The organism is Salinibacter sp., assembly GCF_042218895.1.
Taxonomy (GTDB): domain Bacteria; phylum Bacteroidota; class Rhodothermia; order Rhodothermales; family Salinibacteraceae; genus Salinibacter.
This window is the reverse complement of record NZ_JBDGQQ010000045.1, coordinates 2,127-21,857: the sequence shown is the minus strand read 5'-3', so window position 1 is coordinate 21,857 and position 19,731 is coordinate 2,127. Positions and strand designations below refer to the sequence as shown.

The following is a 19,731-nucleotide window of genomic DNA, read 5'->3' as shown; positions in this document are numbered from 1 at the left end:
TCGTCGGCCAGCTGCTCGAACTCGGCCTCCGTCATGGGCACGTGGCCCCAGTTGTCGGACCAGGCCTCGTTGTAGATCTCCCGCACGACGTCTGCCTCTTCGTCGAACCGATCCATGTCCAGTGTACGCACGTTCAGCCCCGGGGTACGCCGCTTCGCAATGTCGGTGCCCCGGCGCAGCCGCTCCATGTTCGCGTACTTGATGTGGGCGTAGAACGACCACATGGTCATGATGCGCTGGAAACCGTACCGCCGCAGGAAGTCCTCGTGGTACGGCGGGTTGTAGGGCATGAGGATGGAGGGAGGGAACCGAAAGCCGTCCACCAGGAGGCCGGCGGTGTCGTTGAGCGACGGGTTGGCCGGGCCGCGCATGTGCTCCAGGCCTTGCTGGCGGAGCCAATCGGCAGCGGCATCGAGGAGGGCCTCGGCCACGGCGTAGTCCTCCACGCACTCGAAGAAGCCGAAGAACCCGGTCGCGTCCTCGTATTTTTGCAGGTGCATGCCATTGACGATGCCGGCGATGCGGCCCACGGCGGCGCCGGAGGCGTCTTCGGCCAAGAAGAGTTGCATGTCGCCGTGCTCGAAGAAGGCATTCGAGGACGGGTCGAGCGTATCCTTCACGTCGCGGCGCAGGGGCGGCACCCACCGCGGGTAGCGATCCGGATAGAATTCGTACGGCCAATCGATGAACGCCTTGCGGTCCCACCACCCGTCGACGGGGCGGACCGTCACGTCGTTTGACGTCGACATTCGGCTCGACCGGGGTGCTGCAACAGGGACAATGAGAAAACGCCGCCGCTCCCCGACGACAACTCGGGGAGCGACGGCGTCATTACGGGCCGCGTGCGTTCGCTGTTCAGGATCGGGTCTACTCGACAGTCGTGCCATGGCCGTTGGTGCCGATCACGCCGAGCTTCTTGCCCACCTTGTGGAACGCGTCGAGAACGCGCTCGAGCTCCTCGTCGGTGTGGGTGGCCATGTAGGAGGTGCGCATGAGGGCCTGCCCTTTCGGCACGGCCGGCGGCACCACGGCGTTCACAAACACGCCCTCGTCGATCAGGGCCCGCCAGAACCGAAAGCACTGCTCCATGTCGCCGATGACGACCGGAATGATGGGGGTCTCACTCTCCCACACGTCGAACCCGAGATTGCGAAAGCCGTCGCGCATGTAGTCGGAGATCTCCTGGAGGCGGTCGAGCCGTTCGGGCTCATTTTGAAGGATCTCCAACGACTTCAGGACCGTGGCGACCGTGGAGGGGGGCATCGATGCGCTGAAGACGTGCGTAGACGCCTCGTGGCGGATATACTCGACCACGTCGCGATCGCCTACGCAGAACCCGCCAATGGAGGCGAAGCTCTTCGAGAACGTGCCTGTGATCAGGTCCACCTCGTCCTTCAGCCCAAATGAGGCCGCCGAGCCGCGTCCGCCTGGCCCGATTGTGCCGATGGCATGGGCGTCGTCGAGCATGAGGGCGGCGTCAAACTCCTCCGCGAGGTCGAGCAGTTCGGGAACCCGCGCGATCTTTCCACTCATGGAGAAGACGCCGTCGGTGGCAATCAGCTTCCCTGCGTCCGGCCGCTCGGCGTGCGCCCGCTCCAGCATCGTGCGAAGGTGATCGAAATCGTTGTGGCGGTACCGCTTCGTCTCCGCAAGACTTTTCTGCGTCCCGGCAACGATGCAGGCGTGGTTGTCCTTATCGGAGAAAATGATGTCGCCACGACCGGCCACAGCTTCAAGGACTCCCTCGTTTGTCATGTAGCCCGTCGAGAACATGACAGCCTTCTCCTTCCCCATAAAGTCGGCAAGCCGCGCTTCCAGCTCGAGGTGCAGGTCAAGCGTGCCGTTGAGGAAGCGGCTGCCCGTGCACCCGGTGCCGTACTTCGCCGTGGCTTCCTGTGCCGCCTCCTTGACACGGGGGTCTGAGGTGAGCCCGAGATAATTGTTTGAGCCCGCCATAATGAGCTCGTCACCGTCCATGACGGCGCGGGTGCCTTCGCTCTGCTCAATCGGTCGGAAGTACGGATAAAGGTCTGCTTGCTTGACTCTAGCGTAGTCCCCCGACGGGTCGAAGAACCGGTGACATTTCTCGAAGATTGGCAGGTCGTCCTGCACGGAGACGTCCGAATCGGGCCCGTCGGACCGAGCAGACTCGTGGGGCCGTTGGTGGTCGGGTGTGGTCATGTGAGTGAGGATATACTGATCGTGGCAGAACGCTAGAAGGGAGAAACACAGGCGGTGGGAAAAGACGCAGCGTCCCAAAAGCTTTTCCAAAAGTAGGGATGCGCCAACTACTTAGTGTCGCATTGTCTCGGGGAAAAGTAACACGCTGTAGGGATGCCTCGTCCGTTCCCCAGGTCTGAGCGCCGTGGGGATGGATAAGAGAGGTATCCTGTACGCATCATGGCAAGGGGGTTTCGGGGCTACTTATCTCGGAAGGGGCTCCACGCCGCATATCCCACAGGATTGTGGACAGTTTTACATATGACCTTTCCGTTTTTCTTCGCCGAGGGTTTGGTAGGGAGTTTAACCCTCTCTGCCTTTCTGATCAAGGCGGTGTTATGTTTCTCAAATATCACGATCTCAGGGCGTGCTGCTGCAGGACTCGCCTGGACGCCCCCCGTGCACATCGGTCCATCCGGGTGTCGGTGTCGATCCATTCGCCGTGCAGAGTCTGGATACTCAGAACGACACGCGAACGCGGAGCCCAGGCCCCCCCGGCGTGGCCGGTGGGAAGGCGCCTCGCAGCCCTCGTTGCCCTGTTCCTCGAAGGAGGGCGTGCGCTCCCCCTACGGGACGGACGTTGAGGGCGACCCTGTCGTCGACGTTGAACGCGAGGAGATGCGCGCTGACGTACGCGTCCAGGATAGTGAGCGCGTAGAACAGTCCCGTTCCCAAGATTGAGAGGTCGCGCCGCTGCCGAAACTTGTCCCGCACACGTCGGAGCTGTGATCCGCCCAGCGGCAGATCTTCCAGATTTTCGGTATTGCCTCCCGCCTCGCGGACGACTTTCCGGTAGTCGTCCCTGAATGCCTTCCAGTCGGAGATCGCATCCGGAATGGTTCGACCTTTGTTCTGGAGGGCCTGTCCCCGGGCAAAGACGGCGGCGTGCCGGTAGAGGACGTAGTTCTGGTTCATCCTGAAGATGGCGTACGCCAGTCCTGCCAGTCCGGCGTAGACGAACGGGATCTTGTAGTATTGGCGGTTATAGAACTGCCCCCATCCCGGAACTGCTGCTGCTCGCCAGAGGGCCTTGCGAGGTGAGTGCTCCGGCGAAAATCCCTTTTCTTTGAGGATGGCCGCCCGGACGCTGTCAGGCTGGGCGTGTGCCGCGGGTCCCCCCCCTAGGATCAGACACAACAGCACCGTACAGACCCCCACACTGCACCGAACCATGGGAGGATAGGGATTGGACAAGGAACCAGAGAATGCGAGTGGCCCACGCCCGAAGGACGAAGGGCTCTCTCAGACTCGGTCTCCGGGCGTCACCGTCCCATCATGAGCTCCACGAGGCGGTTGAGGTCTTCCTCTGAATAATAGGAGAGTTCGACCGTCCCCTCCCCGTTCTTCTTGTGCGTAATTTGCACTTGGGTGCTGAATCGAGAGCGAAGCTTACGGCGGAGCTCCTCAAGCTGCAAGTCGGTGCGCTCTGGCGACGCGGACATCGGCTCCCCAGAGGAAGGAGAGGATTCGTCCTCCGAGGGCTCGTCTGACTCGTCCTCGTGCCACGCCCGAACTCGGGCCTCAATCTCGCGGACGGAGAGGTCGTCCGCGATGGCCTCTTCGAGGAGCTCAACCTGAGCCTCCTCGTCGTCCATCGCGATGAGGGCCCGGGCGTGCCCCATGGTGACCTCCTTGTCCCGCAGGGCCGCCTGGATGCGGGGCGGAAGACGGAGCAGGCGGAGAAAGTTCGATACGGTCGCGCGGCTCTTGCTCACCCGCTCGGCCACCTCCTCCTGGGTGAGGCCACACTCCTCGACGAGGCGCTGGTACCCGAGGGCGATTTCGATAGGATTCAGCTCCTCGCGCTGGACGTTTTCGACGAGTGCCATCTCGAGCATTTCCGCGGAGTTGGCCTCCCGAACAAACGCCGGCAGGTGCTCGATCCCGGCCCGGCGGGCTGCACGCAGCCGCCGTTCGCCAGAGATGATTTCGAACTGCCCGTCCTCCAGCGCCCGCACGGTGATGGGCTGGATGACCCCAATCTGCTCGATCGAGGCCGCTAGTTCATCGAGGGACTCTTCGCTGAACTCCTGGCGGGGCTGGTACGGGTTCGGGCGAATCCGCTCTACGGCCACCTCGGCCACCCGGCCCAGAAGCTGCGTACCGTCCTCGAATCGATAAAGCTCACTCTGCCCCTCGGCCTCGTCTTCACCCGCGCTGTCCTCCGTCGAGGCCTGCTCGTCCTGGTCTTCCGGAAGGAGCGCGTTGAGCCCTTTGCCAAGTGCTGATTTCTTGCCCATTTGGGACCAGGGGTCGAGAAAAAGGAACGAGAAAGGTCGTCGTCCGGAGGTACTGCGCGCGAAGGCTGCCGCGCCTACACGGAGAGCTCGTCGGCGGGGGTCGTTGAGTCCTCCTCCGATTTCGCTGACTGGTTGCCGATGGCGCCCGAGACCCCGGCCTGCCCGTCCGCGGACGACCCGACGGCACCTCCGGCATCGCCAACCTCGTTGCTGTCGGGGGAGGTGTCCTCTTCTGTGGACGGCTCGTTCTGCTCGATGATCTCGCGTGCCAGCGCCATGTAATTTTGCGCACCGGTGCTGGAGGCCTCGTACAGGAGTGCCGGCTTCCCAAAGCTCGGGGCCTCCGAAAGTCGCACGTTGCGCTTCACGATGGTGTCGAACACCCGATCCCCAAAGTAACGGCGCACCTCTTCGGCCACCTGGTTCGAGAGCCGGAGGCGCGTGTCGAACATCGTCATCAGAACCCCCTCAATCCCCAGGTCGGGGTTGAGGTGCTGACGGACGATCTTGATTGTGTTGAGCAGCTGGCCCAATCCCTCGAGGGCAAAATACTCGGCCTGTACTGGAATGAGCACCGAGTTGGCGGCGGTGAGTGAGTTCAGTGTCAGCAGGCCGAGGGAGGGGGGGCAGTCGATGACGACGAAGTCGTACTTGCGCCGGACTCGTGGCAGCGCATTGCTAAGGAGTTTCTCTCGCTGCATTTCGTCGATCATCTCAATCTCGGCCCCCACGAGATCGATGTGGCTCGGGATCATGTCAAGGAACGGCATCTCCGTGGTCATCACCGCCTCTGCGGCGTCCACCTCTCCGATGAGCACCTCGTAGACAGAGTGTTCAACCTCGTCCGGCTCGATCCCAATGCCCGAGGTGCAGTTGGCCTGCGGGTCGATGTCCATGAGGAGCGTGGAGCGTTCCGTCGCCGCCAGCGATGCAGCGAGGTTTATAGCGGTGGTCGTCTTGCCAACTCCGCCTTTCTGGTTCGCGACTGCTATGACTTTTCCCATAAGGGAGTGGACGGTCTCACTCTTCGGAGGGGAGAGACGCAGAATGTTGCTCGACGGAGATGATCCGGACAGAAGGATCAACTCCTGAGTGGGTGTGTCGGACCAATGTAAGAAGCAACGCGGCTCGATGTCCACCGCGTGTGCGTCCGGAAGGACCCAACCGGTCCTGGTCGGATCACTCGTTCCGACGCGGGGTTTATCGCACCGGTTGCACTTGCTCAGTACCAAAGCTGATCACCCAACCGGCACCCGCCGGGCAGTGTTCAGTCCGTGGGGCGTTCTGCTGCCCCGTCCGTCCCGGACGGACCCTCCTCGCCGAGCTGTAAGATCGATTCTGCTCTTCCCTATGGCGCGCCGCATTGTTCTGCGTTCGGAGGAGGACGAGGTCCCTGAGTCCCCGGAAAATCTCACCATTGACTACGAGGATGATCTCAATTCCCAGCAGTACGCGGCCGCTACAGCCGGGGACGGACCGCTCCTCATCGTTGCTGGGGCGGGCACCGGCAAGACCCGCACCCTCATCTACCGCCTGGCCTACCTAGTCGAAACGGGCACGCGTCCCCAGCAGATCGTCCTGCTCACGTTTACGCGCCGGGCCGCCGACGACATGACGGCGCGGGCGTCGAGTCTGCTCGACGGACGCTGCGAGCGGGTGCGTGGCGGCACCTTTCATGCGTTCTGCCTTGAAGTGCTACGCCAGCACGCCGAGGCGCTCGGATTCCCTCGCAGCTTTACCGTCTTGGATGCGGCCGACGCCGCCGATGTGCTTAGCGTGCTTCGCGCACAGGGCGACTACGGGGACGGCGACGAGCGATTCCCGCAGAAGAACACGCTGCGCTCCATGTTCTCGTCGGCGACCAACCGCGACGAGACGCTTGAGGAGGTTCTCGCCCAGCGCTATCCACAATTTACGACCCTGCACGACGACCTGGCGGCGCTGCGGCGCGAATACCGGCAGTACAAGAAGTCCCACGGGCTTATGGACTTCGATGATCTGCTGCGTCGCACCCTGGAGCTTTTCGAAGAGCACGATGACATTCGCCACCAGGTGGCGAGCCGCTGCCGACACGTGCTGGTGGACGAGTACCAGGACACGAACGTCCTGCAGGCAAAACTCGTCCGCCAGTTCGCCTCCGTCCACGGCAACGTGACTGTGGTGGGGGACGACGCGCAGAGCATCTACCAGTTTCGCGGGGCCGACTTCCGCAACATCTTCCGCTTTCCCGACACGTTCTCCGATGCGGAGATCCTGAAGCTGGAGCAGAACTACCGCTCCACCCAGCCGATCCTGGACCTGGCCAACCACGTCATCGAGCAGGCCGATCGCTCCTACGACAAGACCCTCTTCACGGAGAAGACAGAGGGGGAGCGCCCCGCCCTCGTTCCGGCGGCCGACGGCGACATGGAGGCACGCTTCGTGGCGCAAATGGTGCTCCGCCTCCGTGAGCAGGACGTCCCACTCAGTGACATTGCCGTGCTCTTCCGCAACGGACACAACGCCTACGATCTTGAGGTGGAGCTGAATCGCCGCAACATTCCATTCGTCAAGTACGGCGGGATGAAGCTTAACGAGGCGGCCCACATCAAGGATGTGCTCGCTCACCTGAAGGTGGTGGAGAACCCGCAGGACGCGGCGTCCTGGAATCGGATTCTCCAGCTCATCCACGGCATCGGTCCCAAAACAGCGCGCTCACTGATCGAGTGGGCCACAGAGACGGCCGACGACCCCCTGGTTCTCGGCGACGACGCTCCGCTTTCCGACCGGTACGCCCGTCGTCTCAAGCAGCTGTTCGCTACTCTTCACCGCGTCCGCGACGAGGACACGACGGTGGCCGAGCAGGTGGAGGCAATCCTCGACTACTACCAGCCGCTGTTCGAGAAGGAGTACGCCGACGATCATCCCAAGCGGGCCCCAGATCTGGAGCACCTCGCAGGACTCGCCGCCAACCACGACACCCGCCAGCAGTTCCTATCCTCGCTCACCCTCGACCCGATCGAGCTGACGGCCCTGGAGCAGGAGGCCACCGAGGACGAGGAACCTCCACTCGTTCTCTCGACCATCCACTCGGCGAAGGGGCTCGAATTCCACACCGTGTTTCTTATTCGCGCCCTCGACGGCACCATTCCATCCCGTCACGCCCTGCGCGAGCCCGGCGGGGTCGACGAGGAGCTTCGCCTGTTCTACGTGTCCATCACGCGGGCGGAGGAAAACCTCTTCATCTCGTACCCGATGACGCAGTATCGCCGGGGGCAGGGGGAATACATGACGACGCCAAGCCGCTTTGTCGAGGACGTGCCGGAGGCCCTCCTCGAACCGGTGCAGCTCGTCGAAGAGGACGCGGTGGAGGACCCGGAGGCAGACGACGCATCGGCCCCGTCTGCGAACGGCGAGGCAGCGCCTTCCTCCGAGAAATCAGCACAGAATCCATCGGGGCCTCCAGACGACCCTACCGACGCCGACGGTCTTCCCTTCTAGTTCGGTTGGTGATTGCTCCGCTCCTCCGATCCGTGGCGCAACATCTCTTTCCCACCATGGAGAAAAAGCGTGATCCTCACTCTCCATTCTCCGATGCGGTTGAGGCGGCAGAGGTGCCGCTTGAGATTTCCGAAGTCGGGATGGCCCAAATTGATACGATTCGTCGTCTTAATACCGAGATTTTCGATGACCCGAGCGTCATCAAGACATTCGAGCGGGACGACCTCTTGATGCTGCTGGCCCGGATTGCCGAGACCGCCGTTGGCTTCAAGGTGGGCTACCAGCTCGACGAGGCCACGTTCTACAGCGCCAAGGGCGGCGTCCATCCCTCGCACCGGCGCAATGGCATCGCACGGGCTCTCCTCTACGCCATGCTCGCCATCGTCGAGAGGCGTGGCTACGAGCGCTTCGTCTACGACACGTTCCCGAACAAGCATCCCGGCATGACGGTCCTCGGGCTCAACGAGGGCTTCGACGTTGTCCGGGCCGGGTACAGCCCTCAGTACCAGGACTACCGGCTTCGCTTCGAGTGGACCTTCGACGACGCAGGAGGTTGACCCAACGACGATGTAGGGGCTCCGTCTGGTAAGACCGGCCCAAACACCTCACGCAAATGGATCGAGACGCTGCTAAGCAGGCTGCCGGGGAGGCGGCAGCCCAACTCGTACGCGACGGAATGTGCCTGGGCCTCGGGACGGGCTCTACGACAGCCCACGCCCTCGACGCCCTCGGTCGACGCATCCGGAAAGACGAGATCAGCGTACGGGGAGTCCCAACCTCGTTCGGCAGCGAGCGTCGGGCTCGTGCCTGCAACATTCCCCTCATCTCGCTCGACGATGCCCCTACACTCGACCTCGCGCTCGACGGGGCCGACGAGGTAGACCAGGCGCTTCGACTGATCAAGGGCGGCGGGGGGGCACATGCCCGGGAGAAGGTGGTGGCCCACCAGGCGGAGCGCTTCGTCGTGCTCGCTGATCCTACAAAGCAGGTCGACCGGCTCGGCACCCGTGCTCCGCTCCCGGTGGAGGTGCTCCCGATGGCTGTGACGCCTGTGGCGCATGCGCTGGAGGAAGCAGGCGCGACCCCGGAGCTCCGAAGTGCCGACGCCAAGGACGGACCGGTCGTGACCGACCAGGGGCTCTGGATTGTGGATGCCTACTTCCCCGACGGAATCACGTCGCCCAACGAGCTCGATCAACTGCTGTGCAGCCGTCCGGGCGTCCTCGACCACGGTCTGTTTCTGGAGGCAACGGACGACCTGCTCGTAGGCTACCCCGACGGCTCAGTCGACCGCCGGTCTGCGTCTTGAGGCGTAGCGTTCTCCGTTTTGGCTCGCCGGACCGCACTCCTGCCAGAAGGCCCCACAAAAAAGCGCGCACCGCGGGTTCCACCGCGGTGCGCGCCTGAACCGGTCCAGAACGGAAAAACTTGTGGCCTACCGCAGGCGGAACGTTACGGGCAGCGACATCTGCACCTTCACAGCCTCACCGCGCTGCTTGCCCGGTTTACAGTCCAGCTTCCTGACTGCGTTGAGGGCGGCCTTGTTCAGCAGCTTGTGGACCCCTCGGGTCACCTTCGGGCTGGTAACCTTGCCCTGCTCGTTCACGATGAACTGCACGAAGACCCGGCCTTCAATGCCTGCCTTCTTGGCGAATTCGGGGTACTCCACCTTCTTCTGAAGGGCCTTGACGCCCCCACACTTGGGTTGTTGCTCAACGACCACGAAGACTTCCTTTTCCTCCTTCTCGCCTTCGTTCTTCGACGGAGGGGGGCCCTGCGTACCCAAGGACTGGTCCATGTCGAGCGATGCATCGAAGTCCCGGTCCTTCTGCTCGATGACTTCGTTGTTGGGCACCTCCTGCGGGACCGGAGGCTTCGGGGGTGGGGGCGGTTTCTTCTTCTGCTTGGTCTGCTGAATCTGTTTCATGTCGACGGTCTCCTGCTGTTGCATGTTCACCTGCATGCCTTCGCCGGTCGACAGGTCGGCTCGAAAGGCAACGATGAGGAGCGCGAGGGAGAGAACGAGGCCAATCTCCACGTACAGCGGGTACTGTTCGCGGAGATCCGCCCCTTCCTTCTTGCGTAGGGCCATGGCGAGCGGTCGTTGTTCAGTAGGTGGCGCGGGCACCGTACAACTATCCTGAACGATGCCTTCATAAGTTCGGTGAGCCTGTTTACATGAGCGCTTCGCCGATGTTTCGGTCTCGCCTGGGGCCGCTGTTCGCCGCCGCCCAGTTCCTGCTCGCGCTCATGCAGCCGGGAGGCCAAGCCACAGGTTTTGCTGGCGATCACTCCGTCCATCGTCCATGGTAGGCGTGGTAGCTCCCGAGAGCCATCAGGAGCCCGAGAAGATCCGCCGCAGCGTCGTACGGATCGCCGGTACGCCCGACCAGAACGAGATGCTGATAGACCTCCGTGCCCACTGCGAAGAGGGTCCCGGCTAGAAAAAAGAAAATGCTCCGCCGTGGAACGCCTGTCGACAGCTCGGGACTGCCTGGCGGGCACAATCCGCGCAGCCAGAGGATCCCGAAGCCCATGAAGAGGACCACGTGGACGAGTTTATCGATCCCGGCCGTCGGTTGCGGCTCAGGAAGACGTCCGGTTGGGACGGTCACCGCCACGATGATTCCGATCGTCCAGAGCGCAGCAAGCAGGCGGTAGTGGACGGTTCTCATCGACAAAAGGCGGCGCAATGGATGAGGGAAGGAGTTGGGGACGACACGAGAGATCCGTTCGCTGCGTCGAGGACCCTCTTGCTTGCCGGTCGGAGCGGCTACCGGCGCCCGAAGCGTTCGGAGGCCACGCGGGGAAGCATGTCGAGCAGATCGGTGGCCGCCATGGTACGGGGGTCGCGGGTGGCTCCGTACCGCTCCGCCGCGGCCCCACCAAGGTGTAGCGCAGCGGCGGCGGCCTCCAACGGCGGAACGCCCTGTGCCAGAAGCCCCACGCACTGACCCGCCAGCACGTCGCCGGTGCCGGCCGTGGCGAGGGCCGGGGTGGTGATGCCGGCCACGAACGTGCGGCCGTCCGGCCCCGCGACAATGCTCGGGGCCCCTTTGAGCAGACACACAGCGCTCCACCGGTCTGCATAGGCCTGGGCGACGCGAACGCGGTCGGTGAGGTTGACGTCCTCGCCTGCGAGCCGACGAAACTCCCCGGCGTGCGGAGTCAGAACCCGTCGCCCCCCGGCGGAGTCGGACAGCTCGTCCATGTGTTCGGCGAGTGCGTTGAGCCCATCGGCGTCGAGCACGAGGGGAAGGTCGGTCTCCTGCACCAGACGTCGCACGAAGCGCTCCGTCTGGGGCGCTCGGCCGAGGCCCGGCCCTACGAGCAGGGCGTCGGCGGCATCCAGGATGTCGGAAAGCGCGTCGAGCGCCGCGCCCGGTGCCAGGCCATTCTCGCCTTCCGGTAGGGGAAGGGTCGGGATCGTCGTGAGGGCCGCGGCAAGTGACGGCTGTACCGAGCCCGGACAGGCACAGCGTACGTACCCGGCCCCGCTGCGCACAGCCGCCTTCGACGCCATAGCCGGCGCGCCTGTGTACTGTGGGGCTCCCCCCACGACCAGCGCCGTTCCTGCGCTGTACTTGTACGCGTCGTGGGCCCGCTCCGGCCACCACGACTGAACGGCCGCGTCGGTCGTTTGGCGGGCACACCCGGGCATGTCCACGACACGGTCGAGCACGAATGGAGGCATGCCGATGTCGACCACGTCAATTTCTCCCGTGTGCACCGGTCCGTCCCCGACCAGCATGCCGACCTTCGGCGCCGCCATCGTCACGGTCTGATCCGCGCGGACGGCGACGCCGAGGACGGTCCCCGTATCGCTGTGAAGCCCGGTTGGTACGTCGAGGGACACCGTGGGCGCGCCGCGCTCGTTGAGCCACTCGACGAGACTTCGAATCGGCTCGCGCACCTCGCTCGTGAGCCCTGTTCCGAGGAGGGCATCGACGTAGAGGCGAGGCGAGAGGGGGGCAACCGTTTCTGTAAGCGTATCGAGGTCGCCGAGCCGGTCGACGGTGAGTTGAACCGTTCCCTCCTCTGCGAGCTGGCGCAGTAGAGATAGATTGTGAGCCGCGTCGTCGCTCAGCTCGTCGGGGGCACTCGTTAGAACGACATGCACCTGCGCCCCGGAGGTCAGGAGTCGCCGGGCCACGACGAGCCCATCGCCCCCGTTGTTTCCCTTCCCGCAGAGCACCACCACGGCCTCCCCCTCCAGTGGCCCGTGGACACGCTGGATGTGCTCGGCGGCGCCCCGGCCGGCCGACTCCATCAGCGTAAGGCTGGGAAGCCCGTAGTCCTCGATCGTGTACCGGTCGGCCTCCCGCATGGCGTCGGCCGTGAGGGCGGGCGGGCACAGCGCGCTGGAAGTAGAAGCTTCCATGATTGGGGGATAACACTGACGATTCGACGGATGCAGATGCGTCGGGGAATTAAGGGTCAACGGTTCCGCCCGGGAAGCGCCGGGGACGCCTTCGGGGATACGTCCTCTCGTTGGGAGGGCACCGGCGCGAGAACAGGAAGACGCAGTGGAGCCGGGAGTTCCGTCGTCCAGCGGGGCCGGACATCGACGGGCTCGTTAATCCACGTTACCGGCTCAGCAGGCACGTAGGGCTGTATGCTACCTCCCTCCCATCGTCCGTCCCCGTCGCGGTCGAGAAACGCCCGGAACCGAAATCCGCCCTCTGGGAGCTCTTTGAATACGAACGTGCTTCCGGGGGACGTGGTTAGGCGGCGAGGCCGAACGGGTGGTGACGACTCGGCCGCTTCGAGCTCAACCACGACAGGCCCCTCGTAGAAGAGAGAATCCAGACGAGCGCGCCGGGGCTGTGCCGAGGTGTCGGGAGGAGGGATGGCGAGACGATCAGCGGTCTCACGGCCTGTAAGCGATGGGGGCACCCGGAGAGCTGTGGTATCCGCCGCGACACGAGGACGTTGTCGGGTCGTGTCGGCGACGATAGCGCTCCCTTGAAGTCCCCCGAGTGCGCGGCGCGTCACGCGCCGGAACCGGCGGCGGTACGTCGTGTCCGCCGCGGCGAAAGACGTACCCGCGACGGCGACGTCAACGAACTGGCCCGGGGCAAGGGGCGGATCGAACCGAAGTCGATACGCTGCCCCCGACTCGGCGGAGACCGAGAACGCTCGTGGCTGCCCCGTCGTATCGCGGACGCTCAGCCCCTGGCGCAGGGCGGCGCTGTCCAGGGGGCGGTTGAAGCGTACGCCGGGCTGCACGCCTGGCAGGAGCGGACGGGCGCCCGTCGAGTCCCGCGCGAGATCGGTAGGCAAAAACCTTTGGAACCGCGTGCGCATCGTGTCGGCGCGCGTGCTGGCCCGGAAGCGAGCTGTGTCCGGGGGCAGGCGCTGCCCCGCGGTGTCGGCGACCACCCCGCGCCCCAGCGTCAGGACGTACTGGGCATCCTGCATCGGGACGGTGCGCACTGTTACGGCGTTGTCCCGGTTCGGGCTCGCATAGACGGCCTGCACCTCGGCCCGTGTCCCTGTGGTCGAGTCTCGGGGGGCCCACGCCGCGGGACTCCGCGACCGAAGCCGGATTGGTTCGTCGAATCGCACCTGGAAGCGACGCCGGCTCACTGGCCGAACGCGCTGGAGCGTCGGCGCGATCGTGTCGGTTCGGGTGAGCAGCCACGGCACCGGAATCTCTGCCGCCCCACTGTCGGCCCGGAGGGCAAAACGGGGGGGAACGGCAAATGGCTCAGTCGGGTCCGGCGTCCGGTTGCGATTGTTGTCCCGAAGAGCCACAACGTAGTAGCGCTGCTCACGCATGTAGCCGAGCGTGAAGCGTCCCTCCTCCCCCGTCTGCGTGCGGTAACTGGGCTGGTCCGGCAGGGGACGCGGTGGAGCGACTGCATCCGGTGCAAGGGCGTACGCGTACACGTTCACCCGCTTCCGAGGACGTCCCCGTCGGCCGCTCACAACGCGCCCCCGAATCTGGCCCCGGTCAATCTTTGGGCCCGTGGAGAACGCTACGGCGATCGGGTTCTCAAGCGAGACCCCGTGTGCGTCGCTCAAGCTGTTGTCGAGCGTGAAAATGTAGGTCGTACTGTCCCGGAGGGACCGCGGGAACCTGATCTCGACGGATCGTCCACTCCAGTCAAACTGCGGCCGACGTTCGAAGGGGGGAGTCACTGAGAGGGCCTGTGGGAGGCTGCTGCGCTCAATGTACTCCGAAAACTCAATGCGCAGCACCTCGGTGTCCGTCGACACGTTGACCGTGTCGCGCACGGGGCGGCTTTGGACAATCGAGGGCGGGGTGTCGTCTCGGGGGCCCCCGCTTGGGGGCACCGGATTGGCGCACCCGGCCAGCAGAATGAGAAGCGCAGCGGTGGCGGGGAGAACAGCGTCCGGACAACGCCCCCAGAAGCGTGCAGTCCAATCCATGCTTTTTGCTATTTGCCCTGATGCATTCTGCAGGGGCGAAGGAGGCCTCTTCGGAGCAGAGACGCCGAATTGATCCTCCCGTCCCGTCGATCCTCCTCACGCATAAATGCCCCGCATGCGGAGCGCCTCGGCCACACGGCGGACCCCCAGTACGTAGGCACCGATTCGGAGGGACACGTCGTGTTCGTCGGCCGTGGCGTATACTTTGTCGAACGCCCGCCGCATCATCCGATCAAGTCGCTGATTGACCTCGTCTTCGGTCCAGAAGAAGCCCTCCCGGTTCTGCACCCACTCGAAGTAGGACGCCGTTACGCCCCCTGCGTTGGCTAGAATGTCCGGAATCACGAGCACCTCCTTCTCGGCGAGCACCTCGTCGGCCTCCGGATGGGTAGGCCCATTCGCCCCCTCCGCAATGATCCGGGCCCCGAGGTCCTCAGCGATCTCGCGGTCAATTTGGTCCTCCTTGGCCGCCGGAACGAGCACGTCGACATCGAGCGTAAGGAGTTCCTCGTTCGTGATGGACTGTGCCTTTTCGTAGCCCGCCAGCGTGCCCCCGTTCTGCCGTACGTGTGCCCGCATTTCTTCGAGGTCGAGACCTCTCTTGTTGTAGTAGCCGCCAGTCACGTCACTGACGGCCACCACCGTGCAGCCCTGCTCCGCGAGCAATCGGGCCGCGGTCCCCCCCACGTTCCCGAAGCCCTGCACGGCCACCGTGCAGTCGCTCGGGGTCAGACTGAGCTGCTCCATCGCGGCGAGCGCAACTGTCATTACACCACGCCCCGTGGCTTCCCGACGGCCCTTCGACCCCCCCAGTGCGACAGGCTTGCCCGTCACGACAGCGTTTTCGGTGCGGCGGGCGTGCATCGAGTACGTATCGAGCACCCACGCCATAATTTGCTCGTTCGTGTTCATGTCAGGCGCCGGGATGTCTTTATCCGGCCCGAACACGTCGAATAGATCGGCGGTGTACCGGCGCGTCAGTCGCTCGAGTTCCTTCGGGCTCAGCTCTTCCGGATCACACACGACCCCTCCTTTCGCCCCCCCGAATGGAAGGTCCACGAGGGAGCACTTCCAGGTCATCCAGGCGGCCAGGGCCTTCACCTCATTGAGCGTCACGTCCGGGGCGAACCGAATGCCCCCTTTGCTCGGGCCGAGAACGTTGTTGTGAATGACGCGATATCCCTCAAACACTTTAATGCGTCCCGAATCCATCTCGACGGGGATCGACGTCACGTGCATCCGTGCCGGGCGACAGAGATACTCGTAGAATCCGGGAGTAAGCTCTAGAATTTCGGCGGCCACGTCGAACCGCTCCATCATGGACTGGAACGGAGTGTCGCGATCGATTGGGGCCGGCTCGCGATACGCTGCACGCTTCTGGACGTCGAATTTGAAGGGCATAGGACTGAGGACGGGATCCAATAGCAGCCGAGAGGAGCCACCGAGCGGGCCTCCCCCCTCCCGCCGATGGGATACACCGAAAACTCGCATTTGTGTCTGTGAAGACGGGCCTGTACTGGCCAGGACGAGGATGAACGATCAACAGCGATCACGGTTGCCCCGCTGAGCGATTTTTTGACCTCCTTTCCCCTCCTTTCCGATTTCTCTCCTGCGCCTCCATGCCTTCCCCCCTTTCCAATCGTCGCCGCAAGGCCATCGCTGCCCTCACCCGTCGCCGCGCTCGCCGCCGCACGAACCAGACCCTCATTGAGGGGCGCCGAGCCCTTCAGTCCGCCATCGACGCAGAGGCTCCCCTCGTCGATGCCGTGGTGACCCATGAGGCCCTCGACGACGCGGAGGTGCAGGCCCTCCTCGACCAACTGTCGGTTCCGGTGCACGTCACCGACACGTCTATGATGGACCAGATCACGGACGTAGCGGCCCCGCAGGGGCTCGTGGCCGTCGTCGAGCGCCGCCTTGTCGATCCGGCCACGCTGCCCGGTCGTCTCGGTGATGCCGGCACGGCCCTGCTGCTCGATGGCGTGCAGGATCCCGGGAACGTGGGAACCCTTCTGCGAACTGCCAGCTGGTTTGGCGCACAGGCCCTCGTGGCTGGCCCCGGCACGGCAGGGCTGTTCGGCCCGAAAGTGATGCGCGCGGCGGCCGGGGGGCACTGGCCTCTCCAGCTGGCCCGCGCAGACCCCCTCGGTCCCCTGCTCGAACGCCTGCGTCGCCACGGAGTAGCGCTCTATGGGGCGGACCTTCAGGGCGTGCAGGCCCACGCGTGGACCCCAGACCACCCCTCGGCGCTCGCGCTAGGCAGCGAGGCCCACGGCCTTAGCGCGGCAGTGCTCGATCGACTCGACCTCCCTGTCGCGCTGCCCGGAACTCAAGACCGGCCCGCGGTCGAGTCCCTCAACGTGGCTGTCGCCGGAGGCATCCTGCTGTACGAGTGGCTCGGGGGCTGACTCATCTGGGCTTACGCCGCATGATGTGAAAAATTGTTGTCGACGTTAGACTGTAGAGGAGGAATGTGTCTACCGGGCGCATTTCTCACGGGAAGCACTTCTCCCGAAGCCCGGTCTCTTGGTGGGGGTCCGGGCTTTTTTCTTTGTCGAAACGAGCGTTTTGCCAGCAATCATTCCGTGCGAATTCTTCGCCTGCTGTCTCCGTTTTTTCGTCCTCGTCCGGTCCTGGGGCGGCACGGAGGAAACGGCGACGCCCTTCATTCATTGGGAGTCGACGGTTCGTCTCTCAATCCTGTCCCACCGTCAACGCACCTCCCAAAGCATGCCCACTTACACGATCATCGGCTTCGAGAAGGATGGCTTTGATCCGTTCTCGAGCGTCGCGACGGCCAACGACCCGGCCGATGCCGCCCGGAAGGCCATCGAAGACACCTTTATTAAGACCGAGGGGCGCCGCCCTCCCGATTCCGAAGCCCTGGCCCAGCTTGAGGACGCAACGGGGCTCTTCGTGGTCGGCATCATCGAGGGGGAGCACGACAACCTCAACGAAATCGTTGACCACTACGAGCAGTGGTGACGGCCGCTCGTTCTCAGGGTCGGGCCCGTCGTGCCCTGCCCGGGCGATCTGCGGCGCGCAACAGACGTTCGACAGCCGGACCTCTGGCGACGGCAGGGTGATCCGCATGGGTCTTGGCAGTGGCCGCCCCCACCCGGTTCGACTCGATCTGCAGGACCTCCAACGACGAGGCTCTCACAGTCGGGCAAAAAGCACCGATTCACGCGGTTGAGCGCCGTTTCGGCCCTCCGGAGCCACCGAGCAGCTCCCTGTCCATCCGCTTAAACCGACACGGGCGGTTCCCTTTGGACGACGCGCACGGCCGTCGCTGCTCGGTAATCAGGCCGCCACAGGGCCCTGATCTCCGGTGTCCCTGCTCGGAGGCCCCTCCGCGTTTTCGACTGGACACCGACGGCGTCCAGACGTCAGGGATCCGACCCGGCCTACCTACGGCGACCTCTCCGGTTTGAACGCGTCGGCCTCGGCTGCACTTTCGGGGCCGACTGTTCCTCGCGCAGCGTCGCGAAGGGCCTGAGCCCGGTGGAGCCGACCGCGCGTCATCACCCACTCCACGTTGCGGGTGTTGCGGATATCGGCCAGCGGATTGCCCTGTACCACGACGAGGTCTGCCCACTTGCCCACTTCCACCGTGCCGGTCTGGTCGCTCATGCCGAGGGCCCGGGCGCCGTTGATCGTAGCAATCCGGAGCGCAGCGGCCTCGGGAAGACCCGCCCTTACGAAGGCCTGAAGCTCCCGGTGCACACCGAAGGGCGCGAGGTACTCGCCCCAGCTTGGATGGTCGGTGCCCAGCGTGATGAGGTCTCCGGCCCCTGCCTCGTAGAACGCCTTGATGCGATCGAGCTTCAGCTCAAAGATGTTCTGGAATCGCGGGACCGGATCCTGATACTCCTTCTCGGTAAGGACGGACCGCAGGTATGACGTGAGGTACCGCTGGGCATTCGGCCAGTCGGCGTAGATATGTGACTCCCGAGTGCCGTAGTAGCCGTAGGCCGTGATGGTGGCGTCGAAGAAGACGTTGTGCTCCTGAAAGTGCTGGGTAATTTGGTCGAAGGCCGGCTCGTCGGGCGTGGCCGTGGGAAGCGAGTCGTACGCCGGGGCACTGGCGGGCAGCTGGGCGCCGCCCAGGAAGTGCTCGACGCGGTCGATGCCCATGTTGATGGCGGTGCGTGGGTTTACGCTCTGGCCGTACCCGGATCCGAGGTGGCCTGTCACGGTGGCGCCGTGCTGGTGGGCCTGGTCGATGAGGGCCTGGAGGAGCTCCGCCCGCATCCGTTTTGCTTTGAAGTGCTCCACCCCGCGGGCAGCCCACCGATCGACTTCTCGCCGGATGCTGGCGGGGGTACGAGTGGTGTCCCATCCCGGTCGGGCCTTGCCGAAGTAGGGGCCGGACGTGAGGATGCGGGGCCCGATGCGGTCGCCCCGGGCGATGGCACGCCGGAGCCGTTGCATCTTTTTCGGCTGCATCTCGCCGGCGGTAAACGTGGTGGTGGCCCCATTGGCGAGATAGAGTAGCGGATACCCCTCCGTCTCCTCCACCCGTCCCTCATCGAAGAAGTCAACTGCGTAGTGCGCGTGCAGATCGATGAAGCCCGGCAGGATGACGTGCTCGTCGTCGAGCCGCAGGATGCGGGCGCCGGTCGTGTCGAGGCTCGTTGCGCCCCGGTCCACAATCGTCCCGGCCCGCACCACCAAGCCGGGATTTTTGGTGAGGGTCGTGTCGGTGGCGTCAAAGAGCCGTCCGCCCCGCAGGACGGTCGTGTGTTGGGCCTGTGCCAGCCCAGAGCCCGCGATCCCGAGGAGAAACACAATGAGGAGCACGCGGCGTCGAGTGCGGTGATGCGCGGCCATGGGGGATCGGAACTGGAATCAGATTCGTGATGCCCCCGCAAGCTACGGGAAGGAGCTTGTCGGGATCAAGCCCTGCCCCAGGGTACCGCCTTCTTCACCTACGTCTGGTCTGGGGAGACGAGGTCGTCCAATGCGGCGGCGATCTGTTCGAGGCACCACCGGTAGTCGGCGAGCGATCCTCCGTACGGATCGGAGATGGCCCAGGTGACGAGCGTCCCGGACTCGACGTCGTGCTCGGCCTGGAGTTGGTGGGCAACCGCCGGGCTCATCGCCACGACTCGGTCGACAGTCGCAAGGTCCACGTCGGCCACGTCGCGGGGCGCGTGGTCCCGCAGCGAAAGCCCCCGGGCGTCTCGAAGGGCCCGAACCGCGTTCGGGGCGGCGTGGTCCCCGACCTGGGCCGATACTCCAGCGCTTTCCGCCGCGAGGCCCTGCGCCTCAGCAAGGGCCTCGGCCATCGGGCTGCGGCACGTGTTGCCGGTGCAGACGAACAGAAGACGCTTTCTCACTTCGAATTCTTGCGTCTTGCAGGGTAGGTCTGTCGGGGCTTCCCGCCAACGGG

General features: G+C 64.5%; 16 protein-coding genes and 1 pseudogene. 5 read left to right on the top strand and 12 right to left on the bottom strand.

Annotation, left to right across the window (positions count from 1 at the left end; genetic code table 11):
- The 5 genes and pseudogenes from ABEL04_RS05120 to ABEL04_RS05100 form a co-directional block, all read right to left on the bottom strand.
- Nucleotides 1–749, bottom strand: a pseudogene (locus ABEL04_RS05120) (hypothetical protein); the annotation flags it as partial.
- Nucleotides 750–867: 118 nt separating this feature from the next.
- Complete coding sequence (locus ABEL04_RS05115) at nt 868–2,181, bottom strand: aminotransferase class I/II-fold pyridoxal phosphate-dependent enzyme (RefSeq protein WP_375801311.1); 1,314 nt, start codon at nt 2,179–2,181, stop codon at nt 868–870.
- 498 nt (nt 2,182–2,679) lie between these two features.
- Nucleotides 2,680–3,393: a DUF5683 domain-containing protein gene (locus ABEL04_RS05110; protein ID WP_375801310.1), complete on the bottom strand. Its 714-nt coding sequence runs from the start codon at nt 3,391–3,393 to the stop codon at nt 2,680–2,682.
- 89 nt (nt 3,394–3,482) lie between these two features.
- Nucleotides 3,483–4,460, bottom strand: coding sequence for a ParB/RepB/Spo0J family partition protein (locus ABEL04_RS05105; RefSeq protein WP_375801309.1), 978 nt, complete (start codon nt 4,458–4,460; stop codon nt 3,483–3,485).
- 74 nt (nt 4,461–4,534) lie between these two features.
- Nucleotides 4,535–5,464, bottom strand: coding sequence for a ParA family protein (locus ABEL04_RS05100; RefSeq protein WP_375801308.1), 930 nt, complete (start codon nt 5,462–5,464; stop codon nt 4,535–4,537).
- A 346-nt stretch (nt 5,465–5,810) separates the two neighbouring features.
- On the opposite strand from ABEL04_RS05100, the gene ABEL04_RS05095 reads away from it, so the two are divergent.
- Genes ABEL04_RS05095 through rpiA form a run of 3 tightly spaced genes read left to right on the top strand, consistent with a single transcriptional unit; the run spans nt 5,811 to nt 9,249 of the window.
- Nucleotides 5,811–7,940, top strand: coding sequence for an ATP-dependent helicase (locus ABEL04_RS05095; RefSeq protein ID WP_375801307.1), 2,130 nt, complete (start codon nt 5,811–5,813; stop codon nt 7,938–7,940).
- A gap of 56 nt (nt 7,941–7,996) precedes the next feature.
- Nucleotides 7,997–8,497, top strand: a complete 501-nt coding sequence (locus ABEL04_RS05090) for a GNAT family N-acetyltransferase (RefSeq protein ID WP_375801306.1) — start codon at nt 7,997–7,999, stop codon at nt 8,495–8,497.
- A 56-nt stretch (nt 8,498–8,553) separates the two neighbouring features.
- Nucleotides 8,554–9,249, top strand: a complete 696-nt coding sequence (rpiA, locus tag ABEL04_RS05085; protein ID WP_375801305.1) for a ribose-5-phosphate isomerase RpiA — start codon at nt 8,554–8,556, stop codon at nt 9,247–9,249.
- Nucleotides 9,250–9,375: 126 nt separating this feature from the next.
- Here rpiA and ABEL04_RS05080 read toward each other — a convergent pair whose 3' ends face one another.
- From ABEL04_RS05080 to ABEL04_RS05060, 5 genes are all read right to left on the bottom strand, one after another.
- Nucleotides 9,376–10,032 carry an energy transducer TonB gene (locus ABEL04_RS05080; protein ID WP_375801304.1) on the bottom strand — a complete coding sequence of 219 codons (657 nt, stop codon included), beginning with the start codon at nt 10,030–10,032 and terminating at the stop codon, nt 9,376–9,378.
- A gap of 196 nt (nt 10,033–10,228) precedes the next feature.
- Nucleotides 10,229–10,615: a hypothetical protein gene (locus ABEL04_RS05075; RefSeq protein ID WP_375801303.1), complete on the bottom strand. Its 387-nt coding sequence runs from the start codon at nt 10,613–10,615 to the stop codon at nt 10,229–10,231.
- Nucleotides 10,616–10,713: 98 nt separating this feature from the next.
- Nucleotides 10,714–12,321 carry an NAD(P)H-hydrate dehydratase gene (locus tag ABEL04_RS05070; protein WP_375801302.1) on the bottom strand — a complete coding sequence of 536 codons (1,608 nt, stop codon included), beginning with the start codon at nt 12,319–12,321 and terminating at the stop codon, nt 10,714–10,716.
- Between the two features lie 56 nt (nt 12,322–12,377).
- Nucleotides 12,378–14,336: an Ig-like domain-containing protein gene (locus ABEL04_RS05065; RefSeq protein ID WP_375801301.1), complete on the bottom strand. Its 1,959-nt coding sequence runs from the start codon at nt 14,334–14,336 to the stop codon at nt 12,378–12,380.
- Nucleotides 14,337–14,432: 96 nt separating this feature from the next.
- Nucleotides 14,433–15,737, bottom strand: a complete 1,305-nt coding sequence (locus tag ABEL04_RS05060; protein ID WP_375801300.1) for a Glu/Leu/Phe/Val dehydrogenase — start codon at nt 15,735–15,737, stop codon at nt 14,433–14,435.
- Nucleotides 15,738–15,955: 218 nt separating this feature from the next.
- Here ABEL04_RS05060 and ABEL04_RS05055 point away from each other — a divergent pair, with 218 nt between their 5' ends.
- Together ABEL04_RS05055 and ABEL04_RS05050 are read left to right on the top strand one after the other, a co-directional pair.
- Nucleotides 15,956–16,744, top strand: a complete 789-nt coding sequence (locus tag ABEL04_RS05055) for a TrmH family RNA methyltransferase (protein ID WP_375801299.1) — start codon at nt 15,956–15,958, stop codon at nt 16,742–16,744.
- A gap of 322 nt (nt 16,745–17,066) precedes the next feature.
- The gene (locus tag ABEL04_RS05050) at nt 17,067–17,321 is read left to right on the top strand and encodes a hypothetical protein (protein ID WP_375801298.1); all 255 of its coding nucleotides are present in this window, start codon (nt 17,067–17,069) and stop codon (nt 17,319–17,321) included.
- Between the two features lie 426 nt (nt 17,322–17,747).
- Here the strand turns inward: ABEL04_RS05050 and ABEL04_RS05045 are convergent, their stop codons facing one another.
- Nucleotides 17,748–19,169, bottom strand: a complete 1,422-nt coding sequence (locus ABEL04_RS05045; RefSeq protein WP_375801297.1) for an amidohydrolase family protein — start codon at nt 19,167–19,169, stop codon at nt 17,748–17,750.
- A 98-nt stretch (nt 19,170–19,267) separates the two neighbouring features.
- The coding region (locus ABEL04_RS05040) for a hypothetical protein (protein ID WP_375801296.1) at nt 19,268–19,731 on the bottom strand (464 nt) is incomplete at its 5' end.